A 26713-nucleotide genomic window follows, 5' to 3' on the forward strand; every position below is an offset into this window, starting at 1 on the left:
CTACCTAATTTTCATCCTAGAATCAATCCAGTCTTCTATCTCTGATTTCACCCAAGCCACTGACCTAGGTCCGGTCATGATTTGGCGGGGAAACGTCCAGTCGTAGTAACGGGACTTGCTATTCATCCTGTTATAAATGCCTGATCGAGACAGGCCTGTCATCCGCACTACGTCTTTCAGCTTCAACAGCACTAGCGGCTTGTTGCCATCTGTGGAATTGCTCATTGCCATGCTCCTCGTTGGTTCGACATGGCAAGGATGGCCAAGGAACTTCAGAGGCGCATCTGTTAACAGGTGTGAGGAGGTGTTAACCCGGCTCAAGCAACAGGTGAAAACGGGACGAATACGCCCGATGCTCATGCTATTCCCGCTACTCAGTAGCAGGAATAGCCGCGTAGCAACGCTGTCCCAATTTTTTTGAGACCTATATCACTCCTGTGAGCTGAGCCTACTACGGGCTTGTTTCACCGCCACAGGAGACATGACATGCCCCCACCCTGCTCGCGCTGTGTCTCGCAGCGCGTGATCAACCTCGAGACTGCCCGCAAGTTGGGGACGGCGACCGGTGCACTGGCCGGCTCCCTCAAGGGTGCCTACGCAGCGCTCTACACTCCCGGCCGGTTACCGGCTTCCTCGGCGCACTTCCCTCTCAGTCGAGTCGCCGTCGCCGTGATGGCCGCCGCATCGAGCGGTATCGCCGGGGCGGCCGCCGGCCATCAGATGGTCCAGCACCTGTTTCCGCCCGGGGAAGGCTCACCCTGGCTCTGCCTGGGGTGCGGCCATGCCTTCCGGGTGCTGGACTGATCCCATCACCCCACTGTCATCCCCACCGCCGGCGACCTGCCGGCTTTTTTCGTCTTGGAGGTTTCTCATGGCACATCAGATCGAACACATGGCCTACGTCGGCGATATCCCCTGGCATGGCCTGGGGCAGCAGCTGTCGCGTCACCAACCGCTGGAGGTCTGGCGGCAGCAGGCCGGTATGGACTGGCACATCGAGGCCTCCCCGGTACGCTTCATCGCCGATGGCACGGGCCGCCTGGGCAGCATCCACTCCTTCCCGGAGCAAAAGGTGCTCTACCGCTCGGATACCCGGGCCCCGCTGTCGGTGGTCTCCCAGCGCTACAAGGTCGTCCAGCCGGAGGAGGTGCTGGAGTTCTACCGGGATCTGACCGAGTACGCCGGTTACGAACTCGAGACCGCCGGGGTACTCAAGGGCGGACGCAAGTTCTGGGCGCTGGCCCGCAGCGGCCTGGGTACCGCCCTGAAGGGTCAGGACCAGGTCAACGCCTACCTGCTGCTGGCGACCTCCTGTGATGGCTCGCTGGCGACGGTAGCGACCCCGACCTCGGTACGGGTGGTCTGCAACAACACCCTGACCATCGCCGTGGACGGCATGGCCCAGGGTGTGAAGGTGCCGCACAGCACCGAGTTCGATCCCCAGCGCGTCAAGCAGCAGCTGGGCATCTCGGTCTCCCAGTGGGACGACTTCATGTACCGCATGAAGACCCTGGCGGAGCGCAAGGTCAGCCAAGAGGAGATCAAGACCTACTTCCAGTCGGTGATCTGCAACGCCGAGGAACCGCTGGACGATCCCTCCAAGCTGCCCAACGTTCGGGCGCTCAACCGCGTGCAGAAGCTGTTCCATGGCGAAGGGCGTGGCGCCCGGCTATGCACCGCGCAGGGCACCGCCTGGGGCCTGCTCAACGCTATCACCGAGTACGTCGACCACGACAAGCGCGCGCGCAGCAACGATTACCGCATGGACTCCGCTTGGTTCGGCCAAGGGGCGAGCCTCAAGGACAAGGCGCTGGCGTCCGCCATGGCGTTGGTGAGCTGATCATCAGCGAGCCTTTCGTCACGGCTCGCTCTCACTCAAACCGTCTTCATCCACGTTCCCACATCACGGCATAGCGCCCGGCCCGCCACGGCCGGGCGTTAGCGTTTCTGGAGGTACCGATGCAACCGCCCATGACCTTCGAGATCTGCCACGCCCTGACCCAGCTGACCCGTCAGCTGCTGGAGGCCAGGGAACACCAAGCCCAGACCCACGTGCTGGCCAAGGGCCATCTCTATCGCGTGGTCGTGTCGCTGGAGCCGGTCCCTACCGACCAGCTTCAGGACGTCATCAACCGCTACCAGTAAGGAGAGCCCCATGGCCACTCCCATCCACCCCGATGCCAACGGCAAGACAGCCGTCACCCCGTCCCTTCAGGAGAGCACCGCGATCATCCAGGTGATCGAGCGGGCCGCCCTCAATCCCGAGGTCGACATCGACAAGATGGAGCGTTTGCTGCAGATGCAGGAGCGCGTGCTCGATCGCCAGGCCCTGATGGCCTACAGCGCCGCCATGGCGGCCATGCAGACCGAGCTGCCGAGCATCGCCGAACGCGGCCAGGGCAACAACGGCGCCTACGCCACCCTGGAGGACATCGTCGACACCGTGCGCCCGATCATGCAGAGGCACGGCTTCGCGGTGAGCTTCCGGATCCAGACCCAGGAACGCGGCATCCAGGTGACCGGGGTGCTGATGCACCAGGACGGTCACCGCGAGGAGACCAGCATGCTGCTCCCAGCGGATACCAGCGGCAGCAAGAACGCCGTGCAGGCCTTCGGCTCCTCGACCAGCTACGGCAAGCGCTACGTGCTCTGCGCCCTGCTCAACATCACCACCCGCGGACAGGACGACAACGGCCATGCCGCCGCTCCCGTGAAGCTCGTCACGCCCTTCCAGGCGGGCCAGCTCCGACAGCTGATCGCCGTCTGTCCTCCCGCCACCCAGGAATGGTTCGTCGGCAAGTACAACGAAGCCGAGCGGGTGCCGCGCGGCGACTTCGACAAGCTGCGGGCCTCCCTGCACAAGCGGGCCCGTCCCAACCATCCACGTCACTGACCGGCCAGCGTGGGGGCAGCCCCTCGCCGCCTATGCCGTGTTATCAAGAAGGAAACCGTCATGCAGATCCTGACACTGGAACAGGGCACGCCCGAGTGGCATGCCGCCCGCCTCGGCATCATCACCATGTCGGAGCTGAAGACCTTGCTGGTCAAGGGCAAGGGGCCGGCGGGCTTAGGCGCCGGCGCGCTGAGCTACATGCACCAATTGATCGGCGAGCGCATCACCGGTGAGCCCTCCGATGCCTTCCCGGGCAATACCCACACCCAGCGGGGCCACGAACTGGAGCCCGTAGCCCGCGAGCTCTACCAGGAGGCCACCGGCCTGCCTCGGCTGGAGCAGGTCGGCATCATCCTCAACCACGGGGTGGGCTACTCCCCGGACTGCCTGGTCGACAGCCGGGGCCTGGTGGAGATCAAGACCAAGCTCCCCAAGTACCAGATCGAGTTGCTGCTCGAAGGCGAGCTGCCCCAGGAGCATGTGGCGCAGTGCCAGGGCGGTCTGTGGGTCAGCGAACGGGAGTGGATCGACTTCGTCAGCTACTGGCCGGGGATGCCGCTGTTCGTCAAGCGGGCCTACCGCGACGAGGCGATGATCCGCAACATCGCCGAGCGGGTCGAGGCGTTTTACGCGGAACTGGAGCGCCGCATGGCGCTGGTGATGGCAGCCTGAGGAGAATAACCATGAACCACCGCAAGCTCAAGGCCGGCGAAGTCGCCGGCACCTATGACATCACCGCCCCGATCACCGAGGCGGAGCTGGTCAGCATCGCCCAGGCCTTCGCCAGACGGCGACTGGCCAGAGGTCGCAAGCTCACCCGGCCAGACCTGGTCTTCGACTACCTGCAGGTGCTCTTCCATGGCTATGAGCACGAGGTGTTCAGCGCCCTGTTCCTCGACACCCAGCATCGCCTCATCCACTTCGAGACGCTATTCCGAGGCACCATCGACTCGGCCAGTGTCTATCCTCGCGAAGTGGTCAAGCGTGCCTTGGCGCACAACGCCGCTGCCGTGATCTTCGTTCACAACCACCCCTCGGGTGAACCCGAGCCTAGCGACGCGGACCGGCGCATAACGGAGCGACTGCAAGAAGCGCTGGGCCTGGTGGATATCCGCGTCATCGACCACATCGTGGTCGGGAGCGAGGGCTTTATCTCCTTTGCCGAACGTGGCTACTTGTAACCTGACGAAATGTACGCCACCACGGCGCTTCCCAAGAGGAGGCGCTGTGGTGGCATGTAGGACAAGTGCCTCTTTTTTGAATCCAGGAATGACAGGTCTCAATGGCTTATAAAGCAATTGACGGATGGGGCTCCAGTCCACCTTATGGTCTGGATGTTTAGCTTGGCCATTGAGACAGCCCACCTAGACTAAAAAAGGAGGCCAGCATACGGTGACCCACTGAATCTCAATGGGTTGGAATGCGGCACGGGTGGCTACTGACGCTCCCAGGCGGCTGTAGGTAAGGAACGCTGCGTCATCGTCAAGAAAAATTCACCACATCATCACCTGTCCACTGGAGCCGTTGGCTATTGTTTTCTCAGCGCCATGAACAGCGGGTTGAGGAGCCTTGTGGTCATGATTAATATCAACATGGTTAAATTAGGCACAAATGAATTTAAAAGCGACCCTGCATTGCATTCCGACGTGATTTTTGCGATCCCAATTGGGCAGGAGGTTCGCGGAGTCGGCCTTGATCCACGCAATGGTTTGTTTATTATTCTTAAGTCAGGGAGAGAAAAAATATATCCGATCACCACTGTAAAAAATGAAAAAGACATCTCCAGTCTCAAAATGGTTGCTGTCGAGGTGGAAGATATATATGACATAAATTCGATCGAAGAAGGATGCGGAGAATTCATGCGCCACGACGCGTAATCTCAACAAGCCACACTCTTAATGAAAAACAAATTACATGATAAACAAGGTCGATGACGAAGTTATAATTTCGGCTCTTCCATCACCAGCCATTGCCACTTATTAAATAGTAGAAAATAACGCAGAACCCGATATCTGTTCATATAAACAGTTGTTAATCTAAGAGCTGAGAGTGCATCAAGGCACCACAAGCTGAACTAGTCCGCTCAGTATGCTTATCCAACTCGTGGAGACTCTTCACCGGATACATCACGTTTGACCAATGTTAATTTCGGATTGATTGCCTCCTTTAGTAACGACATCCAAGTACCACGCGGATTCTCGGTCACCCACGGTAAGGTCATCAACGACCACGGCGCATTCGTAGCCTTTTACATTGTCCAGTGGCTTAGTATAGAGCACCTTGGCCTGGATTGAACCAGCCTCGATGATGTCGCCGGCATTCGGTATCCGATCAGTTTCGAGGCAGTCAAGAAGGGAGCTGCCGGGGGTATAGCTGATGACAAGAAGTTGCATTTGCGTTTCCTCCCTCGTCAAGACATCCGCTTCAGTCTCGACCATGATGGATTGCCTGTCACGGACAAAATAGCCTGATGGCAAGGCACTGATACAACCCCTTGATCCATGGCAATTTCTATCTGTACATTAAGAATAAGTTGATTAAATCGACGTCGATCGGGTGATGTGTTCATGGTGGTAACAGGTATGTCATCAAGTACCGTTTCCGGTAGATCAAAAAGCCACGCAATGTTTAGCCAGCGAGTGCTGGTGTGAGCAAATGGCGCTACTGCCGGAGTCCTCAGCTCATACGTGCTGGTGATCGGCAGCCACCTCTCTCAATCTGGCAAGGCGATCCAGCAGTGCCTCAGGCACTTGGTCCACAATGCGTGTCTCGCCGAGATGAATGGTCCCTTCATTAGCATCCAGGGTCAGAATATCGCCCTCTACAAGCTTTCGCTCGCCAATGCTCAGGGTTCTTGCCTGCTCGTCGACCGTCATCGCCGTGCAACCGACCAGGCAGACCTTGCCCAGTTGGCGCGCCACGACAGCGGCATGGGAGGTGCGTGCACCGCGTTGGGTCAGCAAGCCATCAGCGAGTTCCAGAGCGGCGATGTCATGAGTCTCGGCATCACGACGTACCAGTATGACCTGCACACCGGCAGACTTGCTTGCTCGCGCCCGGTCCTCATCCAGGACAATTTCGCCGCATGCGACGCCACTGCTGGCACTGGCAGCCCGAGCCAGAGGCGTGAGGGGGTCGCCGTTGGCACTTGCGACCCTTCGCAGCGTCAGCGCTCGAGCATCCAGGTGGCGGGTCCGCTCCAGGGCAGTCGCCGCATCGATCACGCCGTCTTCCCAGAGGTCCAGGGCAATGCGTGCGCACGCCTGGGGGGTACGCTTGCCGTTGCGGGTCTGCAGCAGATAGAGCTGACGATCCTGCACCGTGAACTCAACGTCCTGCATGTCGCCAAAGGCTTGCTCCAATTGAGTACAGATCTGCTTGAAGTTTTCCCACAGATGGGGGGCCACCGTGGCCAGTTCATCATACCCCTGAGCGCTGCGGCGGCCACTGACCATGTCCTCACCCTGGGCATTGAACAGAAAGTCGACCCAGGGCACGGGATCGCCACTGCTGGGGTGTCGGGTAAAGCCAACCCCCGACCCTGACAGCCCACCGGCATTGCCGAACACCATGCGCTGTACCGTCACCGCGGTGCCCATGTCGTGGGATAAGCCGTGCAATTCACGATAGGCGCGGGCCTTGGGGCCATGCCAGGACGCGAAAACGGCGGTAATGGCGTCGCGTAGCTGTACTCGTGCATCCTGGGGGAAAGGCTCGCCGGCTTCACGGGCATAGGTCGCCAGATGACGCCTGGCGATCTCACGCAGGGTAGCGAAATCGAGTTCACGCTCATCATTCGTCTGACGCACGGCATCCAGGTCGGCCTCGAAGTGAAACCCCTCGATGCCGGCCACGATCTCTCCATAGCCGGCAATCAGACGACGGTAGGCATCCCAGGTCAGGCGGGGATGCCCGGTAAGACGCACCATGCCGGGCAGCGTGGTCTCCGTCAGTCCGATGTTGAGCAGGGTTTCCATCATGCCTGGCATCGAGACGGGAGCCCCGGAACGCACCGAAAGCAGCAGCGGACGGCGGGGGGTCGCCAAGGCCGAGGCCGGTTACCTTCTCCAGTCGCTTCAGAGCCTCGGGCCAGAATTGATGTACGGCCTCAGGTTGCCGGCACCAACGCGTGCCGAGCACGAAGGCGGGGGGTACGGGTAAGCCCAGGGCATCCATCCGAGCCAGGTTCCACGCCTTGGCGCCGAACGTGGAGGGCGATGCCTTGTCCGGAAGCGGAACATCGTCGCCGATCACGTAGATCGACTGCTCTACCTCATCCGCGTCGAGTGTTGCCCTGTCGTCGGTGGTAAGCGGATTCACAGGCTGTCTCCCATCCGGCTGAATGCCAGCTTGCGCAAGCCAAAGCCTGTCGCCAGCAGGGCATCGGTGGCTTGTTCGAGTGCGGTCGAGAATTCAGTGGCCAGATTGAGGGTCGCCGCGTGATTGACGTTGAGCATCAGGGCCCGGCGAACCTCGCGTAGCAGACTGTCACTGCGTCGCTCGGCACTCAGCACACGCCACAGGGCTGCCACGAATTCCTCATGGTCCACGGCGCTGCTCTGTTCATCGAGCGTGCCAGCAATCGCCAGCGCCTTGACGTGATCCTGCGTGGCCGTGAGCACCTCATCGGCGAGTCGCTGCATGGCGTGCTGAACGTCTCCCTGCCATCCTTCGTGGCCGGCTTCCGCGATCAACGACAGCAGAAAAGCCGCTTCCTCCAGATGATCCGCGACATCGTCGGCACGTTCGATCAGCCCGGTGAAGGGACGCCAGCGCGGCTGCACCTCGGCTCGCGAACGCGAGCGCATCACCATCATGTCGGCCTGATGCTCCCACTCCTTGGCCCGCTCTGAAAGCCTCGCTGCGGCCTGATGCTTGAGGTAGTGACCGTGGGCCAGGGCATCACGCAGGCCCTCTGCCAGCGCGTGGCAGTAAGCGGCATGTTCGCTCAGCAGGTCAAACTCGTCGCGGCGCCGTTGCAGGTGACGTAACAGCAGCAAGCGGGTCTCATCGGCGATCAGGGAGGGACTCTGTCCCTCTCTCGTCGACTGGCTGGCCAGGGTCAGTGCCTCGACCAGAAACTCTCGGGTTGCCGCGTCGCCCAGGACCTGGTCGAGACGCTCGCCGATATGAAAGTAGTCGCTGCCCAGTGCCTGCATGGCGTCGTAGATAAGACGCTCGGCGCCGGCTGCCAGCCAGGCCATGTGGCCCGCTTCTCGACGGGAGGTTTCTTCCAGGACGGCGATGGCCGAGGGCTTCTTGACGAAGTGCACGAGGCGTTTGCGAGCGCGGTTCCAGTCAATCAGAAAGACGATTCGTGCACCGATGCCTTCGAGCGCCTGCTGTAGCGATGCTTCGTCGTCACAGGCGAAATCGGCGGTGCCAACGAAGTAGGCGTTCCCTGCATTCAGGCCTCGGGTGGTGCGAGCCTCCGATGTCGACCAATAGGCACCGATGTCGCGCAACATTGTCTGGAAAAAGCTGAAGCGCTGGCGGTGCAGGTCGGAATAGGTGAGCGTGATATGCAACGCCTCGACCTGGATGACCAGGACATGGGCGTCGTTGGTGCCGATATCATTCTGCAGCAGCAGGCGTTCGCCATCGCGGGTCGCGGCCGTGTCCAGCCCCGGGTGGTCCAGCTTGAGCGGTCGCGTCCGGTTGACACCGCGCATGAACGCGGCCACGCGGGGGCGGTCAGCTGCCAGACATGGGCCCCATCGACGGAATCATCCGACAGGTTGGCGGCCATGTGGTTGAGTGCCTTGTGCAGATCCATGATCAGGATATGCACGCTGTCGCCCCGGCTGCGGTTGCCACCGGTCAATGCCTGCAGCTGTGCCTCATCGAGGGTGCCATCGCTGAGTGTCTCCAGCCAGGCAGCCCATTGGCTGACGCGCTGCTGCAGCTCACTGCCGTCATTGCCTTCGGTGAGTGGTCGAGCCATGGTGAGAAAGTCTTCTCTCAGCAGCGCCATTAAGCGTGGTAGCTCGGGGATAGTGAGGAGGCTGCCCGTTCGAAAGGCGGTGCCGGGAAGCTCCTTGAGCCATGCCGCGTTAAGGCTGGCACTGGCGATTTCGGAAGTCAGGTCGATGGGGGCCGAGGTGGGCTGGTCAGCATAGGTCCAGGCAGCCTGCAACAGTGTCAGGTAGACCTTCAGCCGGTCATTTGCTCGCAAGGCAGCCTTGACCCAGGTCGGTCGCAGAAGCTGCGACTGGCCGAGTGATGCCACCACATCCGCCTTGTCCATCCGAGTCCCCCTGCCGTCCTGACGCTGCAGATGCCGATAAAAACGGAATCAGACAGGATGAGTCTCGTCGGTTCACATGACACTGGTGTTACGCGCCTCCACCTATCGGCGGTGTGGCATGGACGGTAACGGGGCAGATAGGCCTATCATGGGCCCTAGGGATCACAATCGGGAGAGAGAGGCTCATGCGGCAACTGTTCTTGATGCGCCACGCCAAGGCGAAACGCGGCGATAATAAGATGGCCGATCACGACCGGCCACTGCGCAAACGAGGCAGGCGCCAGGCGGCGGCCATGGCCAAGGCGCTGCAGCGTTGGAAGGCCCTGGAGGGTGAGATCCACGTCAGCGGTGCGGTGCGCACGCACCAGACACTTGACGAGATAGCCAAGCAGCTTCCCGAGCTTTCCTTGACAGAGCGAGCCTTCTTCGACGAGGCGCTTTACACCTTCGATGCCCAAGCACTGCTGGCCTGGCTGCGGGGCCTGCCCGAGGCGACCGACAGGGTACTGATAATCGGTCACAACCCGGCCTTGCTGGAGCTGGCCCATTGGCTCTGCCCCGCCACGCCGGATGTGCTGCCTACCGGCGGCCTGCTGCATCTTTCGCTGCCCGATACGCCCTGGCACTCCCTGGAACACCAGGCCGCCGAGTACATGAAAGGCCTGACGCCGGAGCAGGCCAGTCATGCGCTCTTCAAGCGCAAGGCACTTGGGAAACCGTCCTTGCACAAGGCCGGCCTGGCTAAGCACATTCGCAGCCAGCTGGAACACCAGTATCTGATGGTCAGGACCCTGGAGCCCGGCGTCATGGCCGGTATCGACCCCGAGTTCCTGCATCAGTATCGCGTCAATCTGCGCCGCAGCCGGGCGATCGGCGAATCCGTGCGAGCTGCCATCAAGGTACCCGGCTTGAAGAAGCGCTTGAAGTACCTCAAGCGACGTGCTCAGGCGACCAGCGACCTTAGGGATCTTGATGTCTTCCTGGAAGGCTTGAACGAGACACCGCCGCCGCTGATACCTCGCTCCCGTCAGGCCCTGGAGAACTGGTTGCTAGCCCACCGCGAGGAGGAGCACGCGGCACTGCGCCAACAGCTCGTGCAATCTAGTTACCTCGAGGAGATGCAGGACTGGCGAGATTTCATCGGCTCCCAAGACTTCAAGGAAGCGCTGGCCGAGCTTTCGAGCAAGCGCATCGCGACGGTACTGACCGAACGCATCGACCGCCACGACCAGACACTGGCAGCGCTGACCCCCGAGAGCGATGACGAGACGCTTCATGATCTGCGCAAGGCAGTGAAACGCATCCGTTACCTGGCCGAGCTGGAACCCAGGCGCCACCGTGATTTTCTCTCGGGGCTCAAGCATCGCCAGAGTGTGCTGGGTGACTTTCAGGATCTCTGCTCTCACCAGGCCTGGATCGAGGCCTTTGCCGCCAGCTCCCGCAATGCGCCCAGGCGCAAGCAGGAGTGTAATGAGTGGCGTTCTGCCCTGGAGGTACAAAAGAAGGCTATGCGGGAAGAGGTGATGGAACTGACACCGCTATCAGACCTCTACCAGGCGACTCTCTAGCGCTGGACCAACCTCGACCGACGCGTGCCGATGCTCAGCAATTCCACATGGATGTGAAACGGAATGCGTTCGTGCATCTCTTGCACAGGGGAGATCACGCTCATACGAAGCCTGAAGGCCTGCAGCCTGCCAGTGCTCCTGTGCCTCAGGAAGACCGAGGCGACGCGCGATACGAGGAAGATCCGAGAACAGCGCGAAGCGGCCGCACATGGGTCAGCCGTTCCTGGTGAGTTCATCGGCCTCGACCAGCAGGCGGCTGACCAGCCGGGACGAGGTTTCCCCCGTCACCTTCTTGAGATGCTTGAGCGCCGCTTCAGCCTCGGCTGGCAGGTCGATGATCATGGCCCTGGGTGGCGCCTCTGGCACCAAGGTGCCCGAGGCCTCGAGCCAGTGCCGGAGCTCCACCAGCCGGGACACGTTGATGCCCGGCGGCTGACCCCGCTGGATGCCACCCTTCTCCCACGCCTCGACCAAGGTCTCTCGGCTGGTGATGCTGGCCTTCTCGAGGCAGTGCACGGTGTGGATGTTCAGACCTTCGTGCCAGAGTGGTGCCTGATCGGCAATCTCAGGCCAGCGACAGATCCAGCGCTCGATGGCGCTGGTCGGCTTGCCCATCACATCGGCGATGTCATCGATGGCATAGGGCCTGCTCCCTGAGCTGCCACGCTTGCCGAGCAAGCGTCTCGATGTGCGGCATGGTGACGGGCCTCCTTGCTGGTCATCTGTTCAGAGTAGCAAAGGGGGGTGGGAGGCGCTGAGTGGAAGATCAATCCAGACACGAGACCAACAGGTACTGCTGCAGGAGGTCTAGCTTGAAGTGGTTCCACCCGCGCCTGACCGGAGCAGATGACGCGCAGTGCTTCGAATTCAGAACTCGGAAAGCCTCGGAACAGGGTTCAAAGGTTTGATCACTGGAGGGAATTGTCCAAGGGAGTCCTGAACGGACCCGTAGAAGCCAATCAATAGGTGTGGGTCAAAGTGTGGGTCAAAAAATATTGGGCAAAGAAAAAACCGCTGAAATCAGCGGCTTATTCGATATTCGTGGCGGAGGGGGAGGGATTCGAACCCTCGAAGCCTTTCGACTTACACACTTTCCAGGCGTGCTCCTTCGACCACTCGGACACCCCTCCGCGTTTATTGCTCCGAAGTTTAAGGCGCAGCCTTTCTCAACAGAACGGCGCATATCTTATGGCCTAAGAGGCAAAATAGCAACTCTTTTTCAGCGTCAGCCGCTGGGCAGCACAACATAGCGCCCTGTTGCTTTCAGGCACAATGTAGTACCACAAAACAGCTGCTGTTTGAGGGTAATGCTTCCCTTCCCGCGGGTTTGCAACTTATCAACCAATAACCGGGCACCAGCGGGGTCTTCAGGCGCACATATTACCCGATAGTCATCAGTGACAGGCGCGAAAAATTGCTGGTTGGCGTCAGCGACGACTACATCACGCTGTAAACCAAGCTGGCGCAGGAAGAGTGTCACCCAGCACCAACCTTGCAGGGTTGTCTGGGCCGTCAGGGCGCCCCCGAATCCAGTGCCTTTGTCATTCAGGCTCGCCGAGAGGGCCAGCTGCCATATCAAGGCGCCCTCCTCCTCACTCATGGCCTGAATCCCCAAGGCACCCACCATGGGAATGGCCTCTTCCAACCAACGCTGAAAGACGGTCAGATCTTCAAGGCCTTCAGGCAGTGACAAGCGTGGGTAAGCAATGCCGGGCTGACGCCCCAATCCACTTGCCATATCAGTCCCAACGCTCAACAAAATCGCTGGTAACGTGCTTGGCAACCGGCTTGTGCCGCCCAGCCAGGGTGCCCAGATAAATAAAGGCAATCACTTGATCCTCCTCCCCCAGGTTCAGTCCCTTGCGTACCACTGGATCAAAGGCGTATTTGCCGCTGCGCCACATGGCGCCGTAACCGAGCGCATGGGCCGCCAGAAGCATACCGTGCGCGGTACAGCCTGCAGAAATCACCTGCTCAATCTTGGGCACCTTGGGATTATCCGGAATGACCTTGGCGACCACCGCAATCACCATGGGCGCCCGCTGTGGCTTACTGCGAGCAGCATTCAGGCTGGCATCATCAGCGTTGGGATCTTCCTGGAAATCTGCTTCTGCGAAAAGCTCTCCCAGCCGCTCCAAACCTTCTCCGCTGAACTCTATAAAGCGCCAGGGGCGAAGTTCCTTGTGGTCGGGCGCACGCAAGGCGGCTTGATAGATGGTTTCCATCTCTTCAGGTGATGGCGCGGGGGCCATCAACTTACCCATTGAACTGCGCTCAAGCAGTAGTGTCATTGCGTCCATTAGTGACTCCCTGATCTGAAATAACCGGGCTTTACAAATGCAATATGTCTATTGGCGTGCCAATCGCAGCGGGCTGGGTGGCGCCATGCCGGGGGTTGCCCTCCATGGGCTGATATCCAGACCACCCCGCCGTACATAGCGAGCAAGCACCAGTAACTCGTCCGGAGCGGCAATGCGCATCAGGTCAGTAAAGATATGCTCGACACAGTGCTCATGAAAGTCCTGATGTTGGCGATAACCGATAACGTAGCGCAACAGGCTCTCATGCTCAATCTTGCGCCCTTTATAGCGAATCAATACGCTTCCCCAATCCGGCTGGCCAGTCACGGGGCAATTCGATTTCAGCAGATGGGAATAAAGGGTTTCCTCAACCCACTCACTGCCAACTTTCAGTTGGTTAGCTGAAGGCGTATAGGACGCGACTGCAATATCCAGAACGTCCAGACATTCTCCCGGTAGCGTTTGAGGCGCAAGCTCTGGGCTGTCAACATCGAGCAGCTCAACCTTCACAGCGGCACCTGCTGCCTTGGAAAGGTCTTCTACCAGGCGCTCGCCAACCGCGTCAAAACTTGCAAAGTGTATCTGGTTAAAGCTGTTGAGATACAGCTTCCAGGATTTGGATTCAATCAGGTTTGGTGACTCAGCAGGCAGCGTAAAACGCGCCACAGCAACAATCGGCTTGCCACGCGGGTTAAGCCAGCTCATTTCAAAAGCGTGCCATTCATCCTCACCCGTAAACGGCAGCGCAGCATCATCAATACCCAAGGGGGCGCGATTCGCGGCGCGGTCAAGGGGGTATAAAAGCCCGGCATCATACTGCTCCGGGTAGCTTGATTCCCGCCCTAGCGGTGCGTTGGCAAGCGTTTCAGGACGATGATTCATGCGCGAATCCCCTTACCGCGTTCCAGCATTTTCAGCGCCACCACAAACAGCATCAGTATAAAGCCAAAAATGGCGGCCAGCGCCCAGCCAACCGGTATATCCGACACGCCCAGAAAGCCATAGCGGAAGACGTTGACCATATACAGAATCGGATTGAGCATGGAAACGCCCTGCCAGAAGTCAGGCAGCATGGAAATCGAGTAGAACACACCGCCCAGATAAGTCAGCGGCGTGAGAATAAAGGTCGGCACGATAGAAATATCATCAAACTTGTTGGCCAGCAGCGCATTGATAAAGCCGCCAATCGAGAAAAGAGCCGATGTCAGCACCACCACCAGCAGAGTCAGAAAGGGATGCTCCAGGGTGAGACGGGTAAAGAATAGCGACACAAGTGTCACTATCAGGCCAACGCCCAAACCACGTGCCATGCCGCCAAAGATATAACCCGAAAGAATTACCCAGCTCGGCATCGGCGAGACCATCATTTCTTCCACGGAGCGCTGAAACTTGTTCGAGAAGAAACTGGAGGCCACATTGGAGTAACTGTTAGTGATCACCGCCATCATGATCAGCCCCGGCACGATAAAATCCATGTAAGTAAAGCCATCCATCGCCCCAATCCGCGAACCGATCAGGTTACCAAAGATGATGAAGTACATTGTCATAGTGATGGACGGCGGCAAAAGCGTCTGCGGCCAGATACGTGTAAAGCGCTTGATCTCCTTGAGCACTACCGTCCACAAGGCGACCAGCGTTTGCATTGCATTCATGCGCGAGCCTCCTTTGCCGGTGCAGAACCCTCTTTGGCTGGAATACCTTGCACAGCGGCTTTCTGATCAATGGCGTGATTGCCGGCCTCGACCATGGAAACAAACATTTCCTCCAGCCGATTGGCGCGATTACGCATGGAAACCACCTTGATGCCCTGCTGGCTAAGCGCCTCAAACACATCGTTCAATTCCTGACCACGATGGAACACCAGGGCTAACTGGGTAGGCTCTATCAGGCTCAGCTCAAAGCCTTCCACTTCCGGAGCTTTATCGAGTGGCTGAGTAATATCCAGCAGAAAGGTTTCGGTATTCAGCTCTTTAAGCAAGGCGCGCACGCTGGTATTGCGGATAATATCGCCGTGGTTGATGATGGCGATATTACGGCACAGGCTTTCAGCCTCTTCCAGATAGTGAGTCGTGAGAATAATCGTGGTGCCTTCATCGCGATTAATGCGGCGCAGGTATTCCCACATACTGCGGCGCAGTTCGATATCCACGCCGGCAGTCGGCTCATCCAGAATCAGCAATTTGGGGCGATGCATAAGTGCCCGGGCAATCATCAGACGACGCTTCATTCCGCCGGACAACATACGAGCATTGCCGTTGCGCTTGTCCCAGAGCCCCAGGTCAGAGAGCAATTTTTCCGCCCTCGGCAGCGCTTCGCGGCGAGTCATGCCGTAATAACCCGCCTGAGCCAACACGATATCAAGCACTTTCTCGAACTGGTTGAAGTTGAATTCCTGCGGCACCACACCCAGCTGATACTTGGCCTTGGCAAAATCGCGATCTGTATCGATACCAAAAATGGTTATCTTACCGCTGGTTTTCTGCACCAATGAACATACGGCGCCCAGGGTGGTGGACTTACCCGCGCCATTGGGTCCCAGCAAGGCGAAAAAATCGCCCTGTTTTACATCAAGATCAATACCTTTTAGCGCATAAAAGCCGTTGTCATAGACTTTGGTCAGTCCACGAATCGACAATGCCGGTTCGGCCATAGAAATGTCCTGTCAGCAATGAAAGTAAATATAGGATATATAAGGGCGAATCTGCCGTTTTCAAGCTTTTCGGGAATATACAGATGCGTTTAAGAGCGAACCATTCGATCAACTTTTGGTTGCCAAACAGATCGGAGAAGGAGGGGGATGATGATTCTGGAGCGGGAAAGGAGATTCGAACTCCCGACCCTCGCCTTGGCAAGGCGATGCTCTACCACTGAGCTATTCCCGCTTGATGTCCTGCTAGCACTGATGGCGTCCCATAGGGGGTTCGAACCCCTGTTACCGCCGTGAAAGGGCGGTGTCCTAGGCCACTAGACGAATGGGACTTATTAAATCTTGGAGCGGGAAGGTGATTTGATGGGGCGGCCTTCCGCCGGGCTGGCGTTCCAGCTCACGACCCTCGCCTACCGTTCCGTACTGCTAGATATTGGAGCGGGAAAGGAGATTCGAACTCCCGACCCTCGCCTTGGCAAGGCGATGCTCTACCACTGAGCTATTCCCGCGTAAAACCGGCATATCGGATGGCGTCCCATAGGGGGTTCGAACCCCTGTTACCGCCGTGAAAGGGCGGTGTCCTGGACCACTAGACGAATGGGACATTCTTAAATCTTGGAGCGGGAAGGTGATTCGACCGGGCTGGCGTTCCAGCTCACGACTCTCGCCTACCGTTCCGTGCTGCTAGATCCTGGAGCGGGAAGGTGATTTGATGGGGCGGCCTTCGACCGGGCTGGCGTTCCAGCTCTCGACCCTCGCCTACCGTTCCGTGCCGCTAGATCCTGGAGCGGGAAAGGAGATTTGACCGGGCTGGCGTTCCAGCTCACGACCCTCGCCTACCGTTCCGTACTGCTAGATATTGGAGCGGGAAGGTGATTCGACCGGGCTGGCGTTCCAGCTCACGACCCTCGCCTACCGTTCCGTGCCGCTAGATCTTGGAGCGGGAAAGGAGATTCGAACTCCCGACCCTCGCCTTGGCAAGGCGATGCTCTACCACTGAGCTATTCCCGCAAACCTGACAGCAATGCCAACTGACCTGACTGGGAAAGTGGCGTCCCATAGGGGGTTCGAACCCCTGTTACCGCCGTGAAAGGGCGGTGTCCTGGACCACTAGACGAATGGGACGCTGCATTACCTCGTCGAGGTGGCGCGTATAATAATCAGCCCATGAATAGGTGTCAAGTATCAATCTCAGCTGGTATCCAGGCCACTGATATCGCATGCTGTCAGGCTAGGGTCTGAACACAGAAAAATGGATTTTGCCATCCTTTGCAATACTGCCTGTTCAAGGAGGCTAACATGACGAAACTGGAAAAATCCGCAGAGCAATGGCGCGAACAGCTGACACCCGAGCAATATCGTGTCACCCGTGAGAAAGGTACCGAGCCACCCTTCAGCGGCGACTACAATGTCAGCAATGCCCACGGCATCTATCATTGCGTTTGCTGCAACGCGCCGCTGTTTGAAAACGAGCACAAGTTCGATGCCGGGTGCGGCTGGCCAAGCTTTGACCGCCCATTCAGCCCGAACCGTGTTGAAGAACACACTGATAACAGCCACGGCATGCAGAGAACCGAGGTGGTATGTGCCAAATGCGATGCCCACCTGGGGCATGTGTTTCCGGATGGCCCTGCAGAAACCACTGGATTACGCTATTGTATCAACTCGGTAGCCATTGAGTTTCATCCTGGCGAATAACACCCTGCTTGAGTAGCATAGCGAATTGTTAATCCGGCAATGCGAGCGCCTTCTGCTAGAATGGCGGCTCGCTTTTTTGTGCCTTCAGGAGAAACCCATGCTCGGCTGGTTCCCCGGTCATATGAACAAGGCGCGCCGCCAGATCAAGGAAGCGCTGCCCGAAATCGACGTTGTCATTGAAGTGCTCGATGCCCGCCTGCCCTACTCCAGCGCCAATCCTATGCTGGCAGAGCTTGCGCGGCACAAGCCGGTGCTGAAGGTTCTCTCGCGGGCTGATCTCGCCGACCCTGAGCGCACCCGGCAATGGGTAACTTTCTTTGATAGCCAGCCTGACACCCGGGCACTGGCCATCACCACAACCAACAGCCGGGAACTCAAAAGTATCCCGGCGCTGTGCCATGGCCTGGCAGGCGAAGTGCGCCTGGACCGCGATGTTCGCGTGATGGTGATGGGCATCCCCAATGTGGGCAAATCAACGCTGATCAACGGCCTGGCCAAACGCAAGATCGCCAAGACCGGGAATGAGCCAGCAGTAACCAAGCGCCAGCAGAAAGTACGTATTGATGGTCGAGTAGCCTTGGTCGATACGCCCGGAGTGCTTTGGCCCAAGATTGAAGATCAGGCAAGTGCCTATCGGCTGGCCGCCAGCGGTGCCATCCGCGATACTGCCATTGAATATACGGATGTGGGCATTGTCGCCTGCGCTGAACTGGCAAAACGCTACCCGGAGGCACTGAAAAACCGTTACAAATTGTCTTCCTTGCCTGCCTTTGAATCGCTGCAGGAACCCCAGAGTGTTGAGGCCGATGGTCCGGAACGTCCAGATTTTCTGGCCCTGGCAGGGTTTGATGGTCACGCCATTCTCAAGCAGATCGCTAGCCGCCGCGGCGGACTGAGAGCCGGTGGTGAGGTCGATCTTCACCGCGGTGCTGAAGTGCTGCTGCATGAGCTAAGAGATGGCAAACTGGGCCGCATCACGCTGGAAACACCCGACGACATCCCGTCACCGGAAGAAGAATCAGATGATAAACGCACTGATGCAGCTGAATAACCGGGAAAAAACGACCTAGTGCATGCAGTGAATTCACTGTTTACCGATTATTGGTTATTCCTTGCCTGCACGCCAGGAGTAACGACGTTTATTGGAAGGCACCATGACCCTGACACAGACTTCACAACCACCCGTGCTGCGCAAGTCACACAAGCTTGACAGTGTTTGCTATGACATTCGCGGGCCAGTGCTGGATCACGCCAAGCGCCTGGAAGAGGAAGGCCAGCGCATCCTCAAGCTTAATATTGGCAACCCTGCCCCCTTTGGCTTCGAGGCGCCTGAAGAAATTTTACAGGATGTGATGCGCAACCTGCCGACTGCCCAGGGGTACTGTGATTCCAAGGGGCTCTACTCTGCCCGTAAGGCGGTCATGCAGGAGTGCCAGCGCAAACAGATACCGGGTGTGGGTATTGAAGATATCTATATCGGTAACGGCGTTTCCGAGCTGATCGTGATGGCCATGCAGGCATTGCTGAATGACGGCGACGAGGTGCTGATTCCTGCTCCGGACTATCCATTGTGGACAGCTGCTGCCAACCTTTCCGGTGGCCGCGCCGTTCACTACCTGTGCGACGAGCAGTCAGAATGGGCGCCTGCGATGGACGACATTCGCGCCAAGGTGACCAGCCACACCCGGGCGATCGTGCTGATCAACCCTAACAATCCGACCGGGGCCGTCTACCCGCCGGACGTTGTGCGCGAAGTGCTGGCGATTGCCCATGAGCACAACCTGGTGGTGTTCTCTGATGAAATCTACGACAAGATTCTGTATGACGGTGTAGAACACACCGCTACAGGGGCACTCGCCGAGGATGATCAGTTGGTCATCACCATGAACGGGCTGTCAAAAAGCTACCGCTGTGCCGGTTTCCGTTCAGGCTGGATGACGATTTCCGGTGGCCTTGCCAAGCAGCGCTCACGTGATTTCATCCAGGGGCTGACCATGCTGGCCTCTATGCGTCTGTGTGCCAACGTGCCGGCCCAACACGCCATTCAGACAGCTCTGGGCGGCTATCAATCGATCAATGACCTGATTCTGCCCGGCGGACGTTTGCTGGCCCAGCGGGACATTACCTTCGACAAGCTGAATGCCATCCCCGGTGTCAGCTGCATCAAGCCCAAGGGCGCTCTCTACGCCTTCCCAAAGCTCGACCCCGCTGTATTCAATATCCAGGATGACCAGAAGATGGTGCTTGACCTGCTACTTCAGGAAAAAATCCTGCTGGTACAGGGAACGGCCTTTAACTGGCCTGACCCGGATCATGTGCGTATCGTCACCCTGCCCTGGGCTGACCAGCTGGGCAATGCGCTGGACCGCTTTGCGGATTTTCTCTCCCGCTATCGTCAATAGGCCCAGGCAGCAAAAGCTGTTAAACATTATTCATCAATAAAAATGCGGGTAGAGATTTGAAACCTCCTCGTTTCTCCCCCATCTAAGCGATATCTCAGGACCTGTTTCTCATTATACCAAGGAGATTCCATAATGCTGCGAATCGTGTTGTTTCTGGCCACTAACCTGGCCGTCGTGTTGGTCGCCAGCCTGACATTACGCCTGTTTGGGGTAGAGGGTTATCTGCGTAGCCAGGGCATCAACTTCACCAGTTTGCTGCTGTTCTGCTTTATCATTGGCATGGCCGGGTCGGTAATATCGCTGTTGATTTCAAAATGGATGGCCAAGCGCTCGACCGGTACCGTCATTATCGAGAAACCGTCCAACGCCACCGAACAATGGCTGGTCGATACGGTGGCCGAACTGGCCCGCGATGCCGGGATCAAGACACCGGAAGTAGGTATCTTCCCGGCGCAGCAATCCAATGCCTTTGCCACCGGCTGGAAAAAGGATGACGCCCTGGTCGCGGTGTCGGCCGGGCTACTTAACCGTATGAAACCCGATGAAGTACGCGCCGTTCTGGCCCACGAGATTGGCCATGTGGCCAATGGTGACATGGTCACCTTGGCGCTGGTTCAAGGGGTGGTCAACACCTTTGTGATGTTCTTTGCTCGTGTGGTGGCACACCTGATCGATGGTTTCCTGAAAAGCCGCACAGATGGCGAAGGCGGCCTGGGCTTTATGGGCTATTTTGGCGTGGTCATGGTCGCCGAGATTATTTTCGGTATTGCCGCGTCGGCCATTGTGGCCTGGTTCTCTCGCTTTCGTGAGTATCGTGCCGATGAGGCGGGCGCACGCCTGGCCGGTTCGGGCGCCATGGTCAGTGCTCTGGCAAGGCTGAAATCGGAAACTGAATTGCCTGACCAGATGCCGGATACCCTGCGCGCCATGGCCATCACCAAGGGGCAGACCCGCTCGTTGGTAGAACGCCTGTTTGCCAGCCACCCGCCACTGGATGACCGTATTCGTGCGTTACAGGAAGCTTCCTATCGGCAGTAATTAACGCTTCTGAATGACGTCATAACAGCGCCCACCCAATGCAGTGGGCGTTTTTATATGTTCAAGTCTCTGTCAAGACATGAAAACCAGCGGCGCGCAGGCCAGGGGCAAGCGAGCCAGCGTTTTCACACAAGCGCACCTTGAGGGTGGCGAACTCACGTCGCAAGGGGTAATCGGCGCGGCAATGGTCAAAGGCGCTTCCCATCGCTTGCGGTTGTATCTCGCGCGTCCAGCGGTCGTGATCCCGGCGCGGGTCATAAACTGCCCGCATACAAAGGCGTAGAGCGTCTTCGCTGGGTATGGCCTGTTGCAAGGTCAATTCGCCAAGCGCGGGTAAGGGGCAGATATCGCCAAGCGTCAAGGTGCTTTGGCGACCCAGGTACTCAGCCAGAGCATGATGCACCATCAGGCTGCCGCGCAGCTTGCCGTCCAGGCTGTAGCCCGCCACATGGGGCGTTGCCAGTTCGGCCAATGCATGCAGTTGCGGAGCAATATCCGGTTCGTTTTCCCATACGTCGAGCACAGCACTAAGATCCGCCTGCTGGGTCAGACGCGTTGCCAGGGCGTCACTATCCATACAGTCACCGCGCCCCGCGTTCACCACTATGCTGCCTGGTTTGAGGGCGTTGATTGCTGAAGCCCCCAGCAGATGGTGAGTTCTGTAGGGGCCCTCTGTTACCAGCGGCGTATGCAGGCACAGCACGTCGCACTGGCTGATCAGCGTGTGAAGCGTTTCAAAGCCTGCGCTGCCCTCTTGCGCCGCCCGTGGCGGATCACAGGCCAGCACCTTGACGCCTAGCCCCTGCAGGCGCGCCAACAGGCGGCTGCCCACGTTACCCACGCCAACAACCCCTACGCAGCGCCGGGCTAATGACCATCCCTGGCGCTCGGCAAGGGTTAACAGGCTGGCCAGCACGTAATCCACCACCGCCTCGGCGTTACACCCGGGGGCGCTGGAAAAAGCAATTTCATGCGCCTTCAGGTAAGCGGTATCAATATGGTCAGTGCCTATGGTGCAGGTGCCCACAAAGCGCACCGGGCTACCGCCAAGCAGCGCTTGATTGACTCGGGTCACTGAGCGCACCACAAGAGCATCGGCATCCTTGACATGCCGGGCAGTAATCTCGCGGCCCGGCAGGCGGACCACCTCGCCAAACGCGGCAAAGCAGGCCTCACTGGCGGGGATGTTGGCATCAACGACAAGTTTCATAGCGTTTTTCATCTTGGGCTATACAATGGGCGCTTGACGGCGCAAGGCACCGACAGACAAGGCGCAATTAACAAGAGGACAAGGTGTGATCGTACGCTGGGAAACCGACCATGACTATGTGCTGGTGCATATTCATCAGGATATGTTTGGCGACTGGATCTTCAGCCGCGCCTGGGGGCAGATTGGCACCCAGTTCGGCGGCCTCAAACACCAATTGGCAGAAAACCGCGAACAGGCCCGGATGTGGCTTGACGACGAGAGCACCATTCAGTCCTCGCGTGGCTTTCACAAGGTGCTGGATGTGGACGATGACTCCCCGGAAGGCCAGGAAGCCATGCGCCAGCTCTCTCTATTGGATGCCATCTAGCCAAGATAGCGGCGGCCATTGTGGGTATAAGCAAGCTTGGCAGGTTCAGGCTCAGGCGGCGACGTCAATGCCTGAAGCGCAGCCCGATCGAGCCAGTCACGCGCTTCAAGCCAGGTGGCTAGCCGTTCTACGTCAAATCCTCGATCCAGCTCCTTGCCCTCGGCATCTGCGAGCACGGGAATGCGAGAGGCATAGCGCGCTATCAAGGTATCGTCATTGCTGATCTCAACCGCTGTAAGCATTACTGCCTGGTTGGCTAGCTGGTGCACCAGGGCCTCCAACTGCTCGCACAGATGGCAACCCAGGGTCGTGTAAAGCGTCAGCGCTATCATGAGGACTCCCTGTGGCGGAGCAGGAAAACATGATGCAGGTTATGGCGCCGCTGGAAATCAGGGTCAAAGGTCTTCGCTGATATATCCTCCACCGCGAACTCTTCGCGCAAGGTGCTATCCAGCTCGAAACGCCGCTGATTATTGGAGAACACCAGGGTGCCTTCAGGCATCAGGCGCGCCATGGCAAGCCGCACCAACTGCGGATGATCGCGCTGAATATCCAGGGTATCGCGCATTTTCTTCGAGTTGGAAAACGTCGGCGGATCCATGAAGATAAGGTCAAACTGGGTACTCGCCGTTTCCAGCCACTTGAAGCAGTCATCCCGTATGACTCTGTGTCGGCTGGGATCAAGCCCATTGAGGGCAAAATTGTCCTGCGCCCAGCTCAGGTAGGTATTGGACATATCAACACTGACGCTGTCACTGGCGCCGCCCAGAGCCGCATGCACTGTGGCGGAAGCGGTGTAACAGAACAGGTTAAGAAAACGTTTGCCCTGCGCCCTCTCTCCCAGCAGACGCCGCACTGGACGATGGTCCAGAAACAGCCCGGTATCCAGATAGTCGCGCAGGTTGACCCATAACCTTGCAGACCCTTCCTGCACCTCGAAACGTTCGCCGCTGGCATCGCGCTTCTGGTATTGCGACTTGCCGGCCTGACGCTCGCGCTGCTTGACATAAATCCGACTGGCATCCACTTCCAGAGCGTGAGGCAGAACTTCAAGGGCATCGAACAGGCGCTTCTGAGCCTGGGCCGGATTCACCGACCGTGGCGGCATATATTCCTGAACGTGCACCCGGTCAGCGTAAACATCAATGGCCAAGGCAAACTCCGGCATGTCGGCATCATAAAGCCGATAGCAGCTTTCACCGCTTTGCTTGAGCCATTTCTTCAGGCGTTTCTGGTTCTTCTTCAAACGGTTGGCGAACATCTGTGCGTTATCAGACGATGCTTGCTGTGGCGAACTCTCCGCCGCCTGTGAGGGCGTATCGTCTGACGTTGATGTGGCGTGGCTGTCAGCGCTGCGGGCGGAGGTCCTGTACGCAGTGTCAGCGCCAATTTCCATCAACAGCAGCTTGGCATCCAGCGGGCCGTTTTTCAGCGCGTATTGCTTATGAGCTCTCAGCCCTAGACGGTGACCAAGATCCGGGTTGCCGGTAAACACAGCCAGCGTCCAGCCGGGAAACAGCGCTTTGGCTTTTTCGCCCAGTGCGGCGTAAAGGCCGACCAGCTCAGGCAACTCCCCCAGCCGCTCACCGTAGGGTGGGTTGGTGATCAGCAACCCTGATTCTGATGCCAGGCCTTCCGGGCGCTCAAGCTGGGCAACGCCCTGGCCATGGAAATTAATCAGCGCAGGTATACCCGCGCGCATAGCGTTGGCCTTGGCGGCTGACAAAGCCGCCGGGCTTTGGTCAAAGCCGAACAGTACATTCCTGCAGCGTTTACGACCGATGCTGGCGCGCGCCTGGGCTTCACGCTGTAATTGTTCCCACACCGCTGGCTGATGATACGCCCAGCCGTGAAACCCAAAGCGTCGACGGTTCAGGTTAGGCGCCTGATCTGCTGCCATCAGCGCTGCCTCAATCAGCAGGGTGCCAGCGCCGCACAGTGGATCAATCAGAGGCTCACCGTCCTTGATTCGTGCTTGCCAGCCCGCACGCACCAGCAAGGCAGCGGCAAGGTTTTCCTTGAGGGGGGCATGCCCCACCTCAAGGCGATAACCCCTCCGATGCAGACTTTCCCCGGACAGATCGATACCCAAGGTCAGGTTATTGCGGTGCAGGTGAGCGTAAAGACGCACATCCGGAGACCTGGTATCTACCTGTGGTCGCTCGACGCCCGCCAGGGTCATGGCATCCACCACGCCATCCTTGACCGTCTGGGCACCAAAACGCGTATGGCGGATATGCTCGCTGCGGCCATGGAAATCGACCGCCAGGGACTTGCCTGGTGCGATATGCCCTGCCCAGGGCACACCAGTGACCGCACGGAGCAGTTGGGCCGCAGTATCAACCATGGACGCGCGCTGCAGAATCACAATGACCCGGTTGGCCAACCGCGACCACAGGCACAGACGATACGCCGTTTCCTGGCTGGCGCTGACATAAATACCTGCCACCGTTGTTTTGCCTGGCGAGGCACCTAGCTGAACGAGTTCTTCTTCCAGCAGTTGCTCGATACCTTTTGGGCAGGTCACCAGCAGGTCAAGCACGTCGTTTTGGTATTGGTCTATCATAATTACTCAATCTTGGAAGCTTGATTATGGCGGATCAAGCAGGGTGATCATCGTCTGGCGGCGGTGCTTCAGGGCTGATATTACTATTTATGTCAATTCCATGTAGCTCTTATGACAATTTAATGGTCGACAAACCCAGGCTGCATAGTCTAATTATAAAGGTGTAGCTACAAAATAATGCATGCGTTTACTGTCGGGGATCCAGAGTCCGGTTTTGGCTCACTTTTTGATTCACGACATTCAGATGGCACTGGGGTAGACATTTCATAAGTACAGTCATGTTGCGTTCAGCACGTGAGTGCTTTACATCATCAACATGACCTTTCTCCCCCTCACCGCCAGCTCCTGAAATGGTGCTTTCTGCCATTTCTCATCAAAGGCTTTCATTAGACGAGGTTAGCCAATGAAAAGACAAAAACGTGATCGCTTTCAACGGGCTTATGTCCATGGCTATAAAGCAGGTGTCACAGGACGCTCACGGGATGACTGCCCCAGTCAGGATGTTAATTTACGAGAATACTGGATGAGTGGTTGGCGTGAGGGTCGCGGCGATCAGTGGAGTGGGATGACGGGGGTTTCCGGCATCCACAAAAATCCCATGGTAATGACCTGAACCAAAAGTGCATCGGTCTTTCACTGTGAATATTGAAGCCTGCCCCTAAGCGGCAGGCTTTTTGCTGCCTGATGTGCCTGACAGCGCAGCGGCGCAGTCATTGATCAGGCCTGGCCCCTGATAGATCAACCCGGAGTATAGCTGAACCAGATCGGCACCCGCTTCCAGCTTCTGCCGAGCTGCTTCACCGCTATCAATCCCCCCTACCCCGATAATCGGTAAAGCAGGCAAGTGATCGCGCAGTTGGCTGATGACCCGGTTGGAGGCGTCAAACACAGGTTTACCCGACAGTCCACCGGCCTCATCGCTTTGCGGATCATCCTCTACCGCCTGACGCTCAATGGTCGTATTGGTCGCAATCACACCGTCAAGCTGGTTGCGTTGAATACTTTGGGCGACCAGGGCAATTTCATCTTCACTCATATCGGGTGCAATTTTAACCAACAGCGGGACAGGCTGCTGGCGGATATCATCCAGCTCAGTGGTGCGCGCTCTGATCGGCCCAAGCAACGCATCCAGCTGTTCGCCAAACTGCAGAGTTCTCAGTCCCGGCGTATTGGGTGAGGAAATATTCACTGCGATGTAATCCGCCACTTCGTGCACAGCGTCCAGACAAAGAAGATAATCAGCCAGCGCATCCTCTACCGCCGTGCTCAGGTTCTTGCCGATATTGATGCCGACAATACCGTCAAAACGGCTTTTCCTGACCTGCTCGACCAGATGCGTCACCCCTTTGTTATTGAAGCCAAATCGATTGATGATGGCATCATGATCGGCAAGGCGGAACAAGCGCGGTTTTGGATTGCCCGGCTGCGCCTTGGGGGTGACAGTCCCGACTTCGATAAAGCCAAATCCCAAGCCCCCCAGCGCATCCAGATGATCAGCATTTTTATCCAGCCCGGCCGCCAGGCCCACTCGGTTGGGAAAGCGCAACCCCATCAGTTCTACCGGGTCATCGACCCTGGCGCCTGCCAATTTCTTGGCCACTCCCAGGCGATGCAAGGTGTCCAGCAACCCCATCGCCAGGGTGTGTGAAGCTTCGGGGGCAAGGCGAAAAAGCGCGGGGCGAATAGCGTGGTACATGGTAATTTCTCCAGCCAGGCAGCGGTAAGCGCCCGACAGTATAGCGCAAAGCAGGCAGGAGCGGCAGGCTGGCGTGACGGC

General features: G+C 58.1%; 27 protein-coding genes and 7 tRNA genes. 13 read left to right on the top strand and 21 right to left on the bottom strand.

What is annotated here, in order from left to right:
- Complete coding sequence (locus LL947_RS09265; protein WP_499833013.1) at positions 1-360, bottom strand: helix-turn-helix transcriptional regulator; 360 nt, start codon at positions 358-360, stop codon at positions 1-3.
- A 511-nt stretch (positions 361-871) separates the two neighbouring features.
- Here LL947_RS09265 and LL947_RS09270 point away from each other — a divergent pair.
- From LL947_RS09270 to LL947_RS09295, 6 genes are all read left to right on the top strand, one after another.
- Positions 872-1840, top strand: a complete 969-nt coding sequence (locus tag LL947_RS09270; RefSeq protein WP_499833014.1) for a DUF932 domain-containing protein — start codon at positions 872-874, stop codon at positions 1838-1840.
- A 119-nt stretch (positions 1841-1959) separates the two neighbouring features.
- A complete protein-coding gene (locus LL947_RS09275; RefSeq protein WP_499833015.1) occupies positions 1960-2145 on the top strand; it encodes a hypothetical protein in 186 nt (61 codons plus the stop codon).
- Positions 2146-2155: 10 nt separating this feature from the next.
- On the top strand, positions 2156-2893 hold the full coding sequence (locus LL947_RS09280) for an ERF family protein (protein WP_499833016.1): 738 nt from the start codon (positions 2156-2158) through the stop codon (positions 2891-2893).
- Between the two features lie 60 nt (positions 2894-2953).
- Positions 2954-3565 (top strand): lambda exonuclease family protein, encoded by a 612-nt coding sequence (locus LL947_RS09285; protein ID WP_499833017.1) that lies wholly within the window; start codon positions 2954-2956, stop codon positions 3563-3565.
- Between the two features lie 11 nt (positions 3566-3576).
- Positions 3577-4074, top strand: a complete 498-nt coding sequence (radC, locus tag LL947_RS09290) for a RadC family protein (protein WP_499833018.1) — start codon at positions 3577-3579, stop codon at positions 4072-4074.
- A 396-nt stretch (positions 4075-4470) separates the two neighbouring features.
- Complete coding sequence (locus LL947_RS09295; protein WP_499833019.1) at positions 4471-4770, top strand: hypothetical protein; 300 nt, start codon at positions 4471-4473, stop codon at positions 4768-4770.
- A 249-nt stretch (positions 4771-5019) separates the two neighbouring features.
- Here LL947_RS09295 and LL947_RS09300 read toward each other — a convergent pair whose 3' ends face one another.
- The 3 genes from LL947_RS09300 to LL947_RS09310 all read right to left on the bottom strand — a co-directional run bounded on the left by LL947_RS09300 (position 5020) and on the right by LL947_RS09310 (position 8565).
- Positions 5020-5331 carry a hypothetical protein gene (locus tag LL947_RS09300; RefSeq protein WP_499833020.1) on the bottom strand — a complete coding sequence of 104 codons (312 nt, stop codon included), beginning with the start codon at positions 5329-5331 and terminating at the stop codon, positions 5020-5022.
- 243 nt (positions 5332-5574) lie between these two features.
- Positions 5575-6939 carry a PEP/pyruvate-binding domain-containing protein gene (locus LL947_RS09305; RefSeq protein WP_499833021.1) on the bottom strand — a complete coding sequence of 455 codons (1365 nt, stop codon included), beginning with the start codon at positions 6937-6939 and terminating at the stop codon, positions 5575-5577.
- A 270-nt stretch (positions 6940-7209) separates the two neighbouring features.
- Positions 7210-8565, bottom strand: a complete 1356-nt coding sequence (locus LL947_RS09310; protein WP_499833022.1) for a hypothetical protein — start codon at positions 8563-8565, stop codon at positions 7210-7212.
- A 760-nt stretch (positions 8566-9325) separates the two neighbouring features.
- Between LL947_RS09310 and LL947_RS09315 the strand changes: the two genes are divergently transcribed.
- Positions 9326-10708 carry a CHAD domain-containing protein gene (locus LL947_RS09315; RefSeq protein ID WP_499833023.1) on the top strand — a complete coding sequence of 461 codons (1383 nt, stop codon included), beginning with the start codon at positions 9326-9328 and terminating at the stop codon, positions 10706-10708.
- Positions 10709-10921: 213 nt separating this feature from the next.
- Here the strand turns inward: LL947_RS09315 and LL947_RS09320 are convergent, their stop codons facing one another.
- The 13 genes from LL947_RS09320 to LL947_RS09380 all read right to left on the bottom strand — a co-directional run bounded on the left by LL947_RS09320 (position 10922) and on the right by LL947_RS09380 (position 16780).
- Positions 10922-11386: a hypothetical protein gene (locus tag LL947_RS09320; RefSeq protein WP_499833024.1), complete on the bottom strand. Its 465-nt coding sequence runs from the start codon at positions 11384-11386 to the stop codon at positions 10922-10924.
- Between the two features lie 364 nt (positions 11387-11750).
- Positions 11751-11838 (bottom strand) — tRNA-Ser (locus tag LL947_RS09325).
- 95 nt (positions 11839-11933) lie between these two features.
- Positions 11934-12446, bottom strand: coding sequence for a YiiD C-terminal domain-containing protein (locus LL947_RS09330; protein ID WP_499833025.1), 513 nt, complete (start codon positions 12444-12446; stop codon positions 11934-11936).
- A gap of 1 nt (position 12447) precedes the next feature.
- Positions 12448-13008, bottom strand: a complete 561-nt coding sequence (locus LL947_RS09335) for a nitroreductase family protein (protein ID WP_290823949.1) — start codon at positions 13006-13008, stop codon at positions 12448-12450.
- 48 nt (positions 13009-13056) lie between these two features.
- Entirely contained in the window at positions 13057-13890 is an 834-nt protein-coding gene (gene queF, locus LL947_RS09340; protein WP_499833026.1) for an NADPH-dependent 7-cyano-7-deazaguanine reductase QueF, read from the bottom strand.
- A complete protein-coding gene (locus tag LL947_RS09345) occupies positions 13887-14660 on the bottom strand; it encodes an ABC transporter permease (RefSeq protein ID WP_404413521.1) in 774 nt (257 codons plus the stop codon). The genes queF and LL947_RS09345 overlap by 4 nt, the downstream gene beginning before the upstream one ends.
- Positions 14657-15658: an ABC transporter ATP-binding protein gene (locus tag LL947_RS09350; RefSeq protein WP_499833027.1), complete on the bottom strand. Its 1002-nt coding sequence runs from the start codon at positions 15656-15658 to the stop codon at positions 14657-14659. The genes LL947_RS09345 and LL947_RS09350 overlap by 4 nt, the downstream gene beginning before the upstream one ends.
- Positions 15659-15815: 157 nt before the next feature.
- Positions 15816-15890, bottom strand: a tRNA-Gly gene (locus LL947_RS09355).
- A gap of 21 nt (positions 15891-15911) precedes the next feature.
- Positions 15912-15987: transfer RNA gene (locus LL947_RS09360), tRNA-Glu, on the bottom strand.
- Positions 15988-16089: 102 nt separating this feature from the next.
- Positions 16090-16164 (bottom strand) — tRNA-Gly (locus LL947_RS09365).
- Between the two features lie 19 nt (positions 16165-16183).
- Positions 16184-16259: transfer RNA gene (locus LL947_RS09370), tRNA-Glu, on the bottom strand.
- Positions 16260-16591: 332 nt separating this feature from the next.
- Positions 16592-16666: transfer RNA gene (locus LL947_RS09375), tRNA-Gly, on the bottom strand.
- Positions 16667-16704: 38 nt separating this feature from the next.
- Positions 16705-16780: transfer RNA gene (locus LL947_RS09380), tRNA-Glu, on the bottom strand.
- A gap of 174 nt (positions 16781-16954) precedes the next feature.
- Here LL947_RS09380 and msrB point away from each other — a divergent pair.
- From msrB to htpX, 4 genes are all read left to right on the top strand, one after another.
- Entirely contained in the window at positions 16955-17353 is a 399-nt protein-coding gene (msrB, locus tag LL947_RS09385) for a peptide-methionine (R)-S-oxide reductase MsrB (RefSeq protein ID WP_290822444.1), read from the top strand.
- Positions 17354-17450: 97 nt separating this feature from the next.
- Positions 17451-18404 (top strand): ribosome biogenesis GTPase YlqF, encoded by a 954-nt coding sequence (gene ylqF / locus LL947_RS09390; RefSeq protein ID WP_290822446.1) that lies wholly within the window; start codon positions 17451-17453, stop codon positions 18402-18404.
- 103 nt (positions 18405-18507) lie between these two features.
- A complete protein-coding gene (locus LL947_RS09395) occupies positions 18508-19755 on the top strand; it encodes a pyridoxal phosphate-dependent aminotransferase (protein WP_404413523.1) in 1248 nt (415 codons plus the stop codon).
- A 132-nt stretch (positions 19756-19887) separates the two neighbouring features.
- A complete protein-coding gene (gene htpX, locus LL947_RS09400) occupies positions 19888-20793 on the top strand; it encodes a protease HtpX (protein ID WP_290822448.1) in 906 nt (301 codons plus the stop codon).
- 61 nt (positions 20794-20854) lie between these two features.
- Here htpX and pdxB read toward each other — a convergent pair whose 3' ends face one another.
- Positions 20855-22003: a 4-phosphoerythronate dehydrogenase PdxB gene (pdxB, locus tag LL947_RS09405; RefSeq protein ID WP_499833028.1), complete on the bottom strand. Its 1149-nt coding sequence runs from the start codon at positions 22001-22003 to the stop codon at positions 20855-20857.
- A gap of 85 nt (positions 22004-22088) precedes the next feature.
- On the opposite strand from pdxB, the gene LL947_RS09410 reads away from it, so the two are divergent.
- Positions 22089-22370 (top strand): hypothetical protein, encoded by a 282-nt coding sequence (locus LL947_RS09410; protein ID WP_290822451.1) that lies wholly within the window; start codon positions 22089-22091, stop codon positions 22368-22370.
- Here LL947_RS09410 and LL947_RS09415 read toward each other — a convergent pair.
- Both LL947_RS09415 and rlmKL read right to left on the bottom strand, forming a co-directional pair.
- Positions 22367-22702, bottom strand: a complete 336-nt coding sequence (locus tag LL947_RS09415; protein WP_499833029.1) for a glutaredoxin family protein — start codon at positions 22700-22702, stop codon at positions 22367-22369. The genes LL947_RS09410 and LL947_RS09415 overlap by 4 nt on opposite strands.
- Positions 22699-24936: a bifunctional 23S rRNA (guanine(2069)-N(7))-methyltransferase RlmK/23S rRNA (guanine(2445)-N(2))-methyltransferase RlmL gene (gene rlmKL / locus LL947_RS09420; RefSeq protein ID WP_499833030.1), complete on the bottom strand. Its 2238-nt coding sequence runs from the start codon at positions 24934-24936 to the stop codon at positions 22699-22701. Before rlmKL ends, LL947_RS09415 begins: the two co-directional genes overlap by 4 nt.
- Before the next feature lie 403 nt (positions 24937-25339).
- Here rlmKL and rmf point away from each other — a divergent pair, with 403 nt between their 5' ends.
- Positions 25340-25549, top strand: a complete 210-nt coding sequence (gene rmf / locus LL947_RS09425; protein ID WP_100819694.1) for a ribosome modulation factor — start codon at positions 25340-25342, stop codon at positions 25547-25549.
- Between the two features lie 45 nt (positions 25550-25594).
- Here rmf and LL947_RS09430 read toward each other — a convergent pair whose 3' ends face one another.
- The gene (locus LL947_RS09430) at positions 25595-26632 is read right to left on the bottom strand and encodes a quinone-dependent dihydroorotate dehydrogenase (RefSeq protein ID WP_499833031.1); all 1038 of its coding nucleotides are present in this window, start codon (positions 26630-26632) and stop codon (positions 25595-25597) included.
- Positions 26633-26713 lie beyond the last annotated feature (81 nt).

The sequence above is a fragment of the Halomonas sp. BLK-85 genome, from assembly GCF_044792155.1.
Lineage (GTDB): Bacteria > Pseudomonadota > Gammaproteobacteria > Pseudomonadales > Halomonadaceae > Vreelandella.

What these genes read in the sequence shown, in the direction of transcription:
- LL947_RS09265 (WP_499833013.1), bottom strand. Translation starts at nt 360, where the DNA reads ATGAGCATCGGGCGTATTCGTCCCGTTTTCACCTGTTGCTTGAGCCGG.
- LL947_RS09270 (WP_499833014.1), top strand. Translation starts at nt 872, where the DNA reads ATGGCACATCAGATCGAACACATGGCCTACGTCGGCGATATCCCCTGG.
- LL947_RS09275 (WP_499833015.1), top strand. Translation starts at nt 1,960, where the DNA reads ATGCAACCGCCCATGACCTTCGAGATCTGCCACGCCCTGACCCAGCTG.
- LL947_RS09280 (WP_499833016.1), top strand. Translation starts at nt 2,156, where the DNA reads ATGGCCACTCCCATCCACCCCGATGCCAACGGCAAGACAGCCGTCACC.
- LL947_RS09285 (WP_499833017.1), top strand. Translation starts at nt 2,954, where the DNA reads ATGCAGATCCTGACACTGGAACAGGGCACGCCCGAGTGGCATGCCGCC.
- radC (WP_499833018.1), top strand. Translation starts at nt 3,577, where the DNA reads ATGAACCACCGCAAGCTCAAGGCCGGCGAAGTCGCCGGCACCTATGAC.
- LL947_RS09295 (WP_499833019.1), top strand. Translation starts at nt 4,471, where the DNA reads ATGATTAATATCAACATGGTTAAATTAGGCACAAATGAATTTAAAAGC.
- LL947_RS09300 (WP_499833020.1), bottom strand. Translation starts at nt 5,331, where the DNA reads ATGGTCGAGACTGAAGCGGATGTCTTGACGAGGGAGGAAACGCAAATG.
- LL947_RS09310 (WP_499833022.1), bottom strand. Translation starts at nt 8,565, where the DNA reads ATGCGCGGTGTCAACCGGACGCGACCGCTCAAGCTGGACCACCCGGGG.
- LL947_RS09315 (WP_499833023.1), top strand. Translation starts at nt 9,326, where the DNA reads ATGCGGCAACTGTTCTTGATGCGCCACGCCAAGGCGAAACGCGGCGAT.
- LL947_RS09330 (WP_499833025.1), bottom strand. Translation starts at nt 12,446, where the DNA reads ATGGCAAGTGGATTGGGGCGTCAGCCCGGCATTGCTTACCCACGCTTG.
- LL947_RS09335 (WP_290823949.1), bottom strand. Translation starts at nt 13,008, where the DNA reads ATGGACGCAATGACACTACTGCTTGAGCGCAGTTCAATGGGTAAGTTG.
- queF (WP_499833026.1), bottom strand. Translation starts at nt 13,890, where the DNA reads ATGAATCATCGTCCTGAAACGCTTGCCAACGCACCGCTAGGGCGGGAA.
- LL947_RS09345 (WP_404413521.1), bottom strand. Translation starts at nt 14,660, where the DNA reads ATGAATGCAATGCAAACGCTGGTCGCCTTGTGGACGGTAGTGCTCAAG.
- LL947_RS09350 (WP_499833027.1), bottom strand. Translation starts at nt 15,658, where the DNA reads ATGGCCGAACCGGCATTGTCGATTCGTGGACTGACCAAAGTCTATGAC.
- msrB (WP_290822444.1), top strand. Translation starts at nt 16,955, where the DNA reads ATGACGAAACTGGAAAAATCCGCAGAGCAATGGCGCGAACAGCTGACA.
- ylqF (WP_290822446.1), top strand. Translation starts at nt 17,451, where the DNA reads ATGCTCGGCTGGTTCCCCGGTCATATGAACAAGGCGCGCCGCCAGATC.
- LL947_RS09395 (WP_404413523.1), top strand. Translation starts at nt 18,508, where the DNA reads ATGACCCTGACACAGACTTCACAACCACCCGTGCTGCGCAAGTCACAC.
- htpX (WP_290822448.1), top strand. Translation starts at nt 19,888, where the DNA reads ATGCTGCGAATCGTGTTGTTTCTGGCCACTAACCTGGCCGTCGTGTTG.
- pdxB (WP_499833028.1), bottom strand. Translation starts at nt 22,003, where the DNA reads ATGAAACTTGTCGTTGATGCCAACATCCCCGCCAGTGAGGCCTGCTTT.
- LL947_RS09415 (WP_499833029.1), bottom strand. Translation starts at nt 22,702, where the DNA reads ATGATAGCGCTGACGCTTTACACGACCCTGGGTTGCCATCTGTGCGAG.
- rlmKL (WP_499833030.1), bottom strand. Translation starts at nt 24,936, where the DNA reads ATGATAGACCAATACCAAAACGACGTGCTTGACCTGCTGGTGACCTGC.
- rmf (WP_100819694.1), top strand. Translation starts at nt 25,340, where the DNA reads ATGAAAAGACAAAAACGTGATCGCTTTCAACGGGCTTATGTCCATGGC.
- LL947_RS09430 (WP_499833031.1), bottom strand. Translation starts at nt 26,632, where the DNA reads ATGTACCACGCTATTCGCCCCGCGCTTTTTCGCCTTGCCCCCGAAGCT.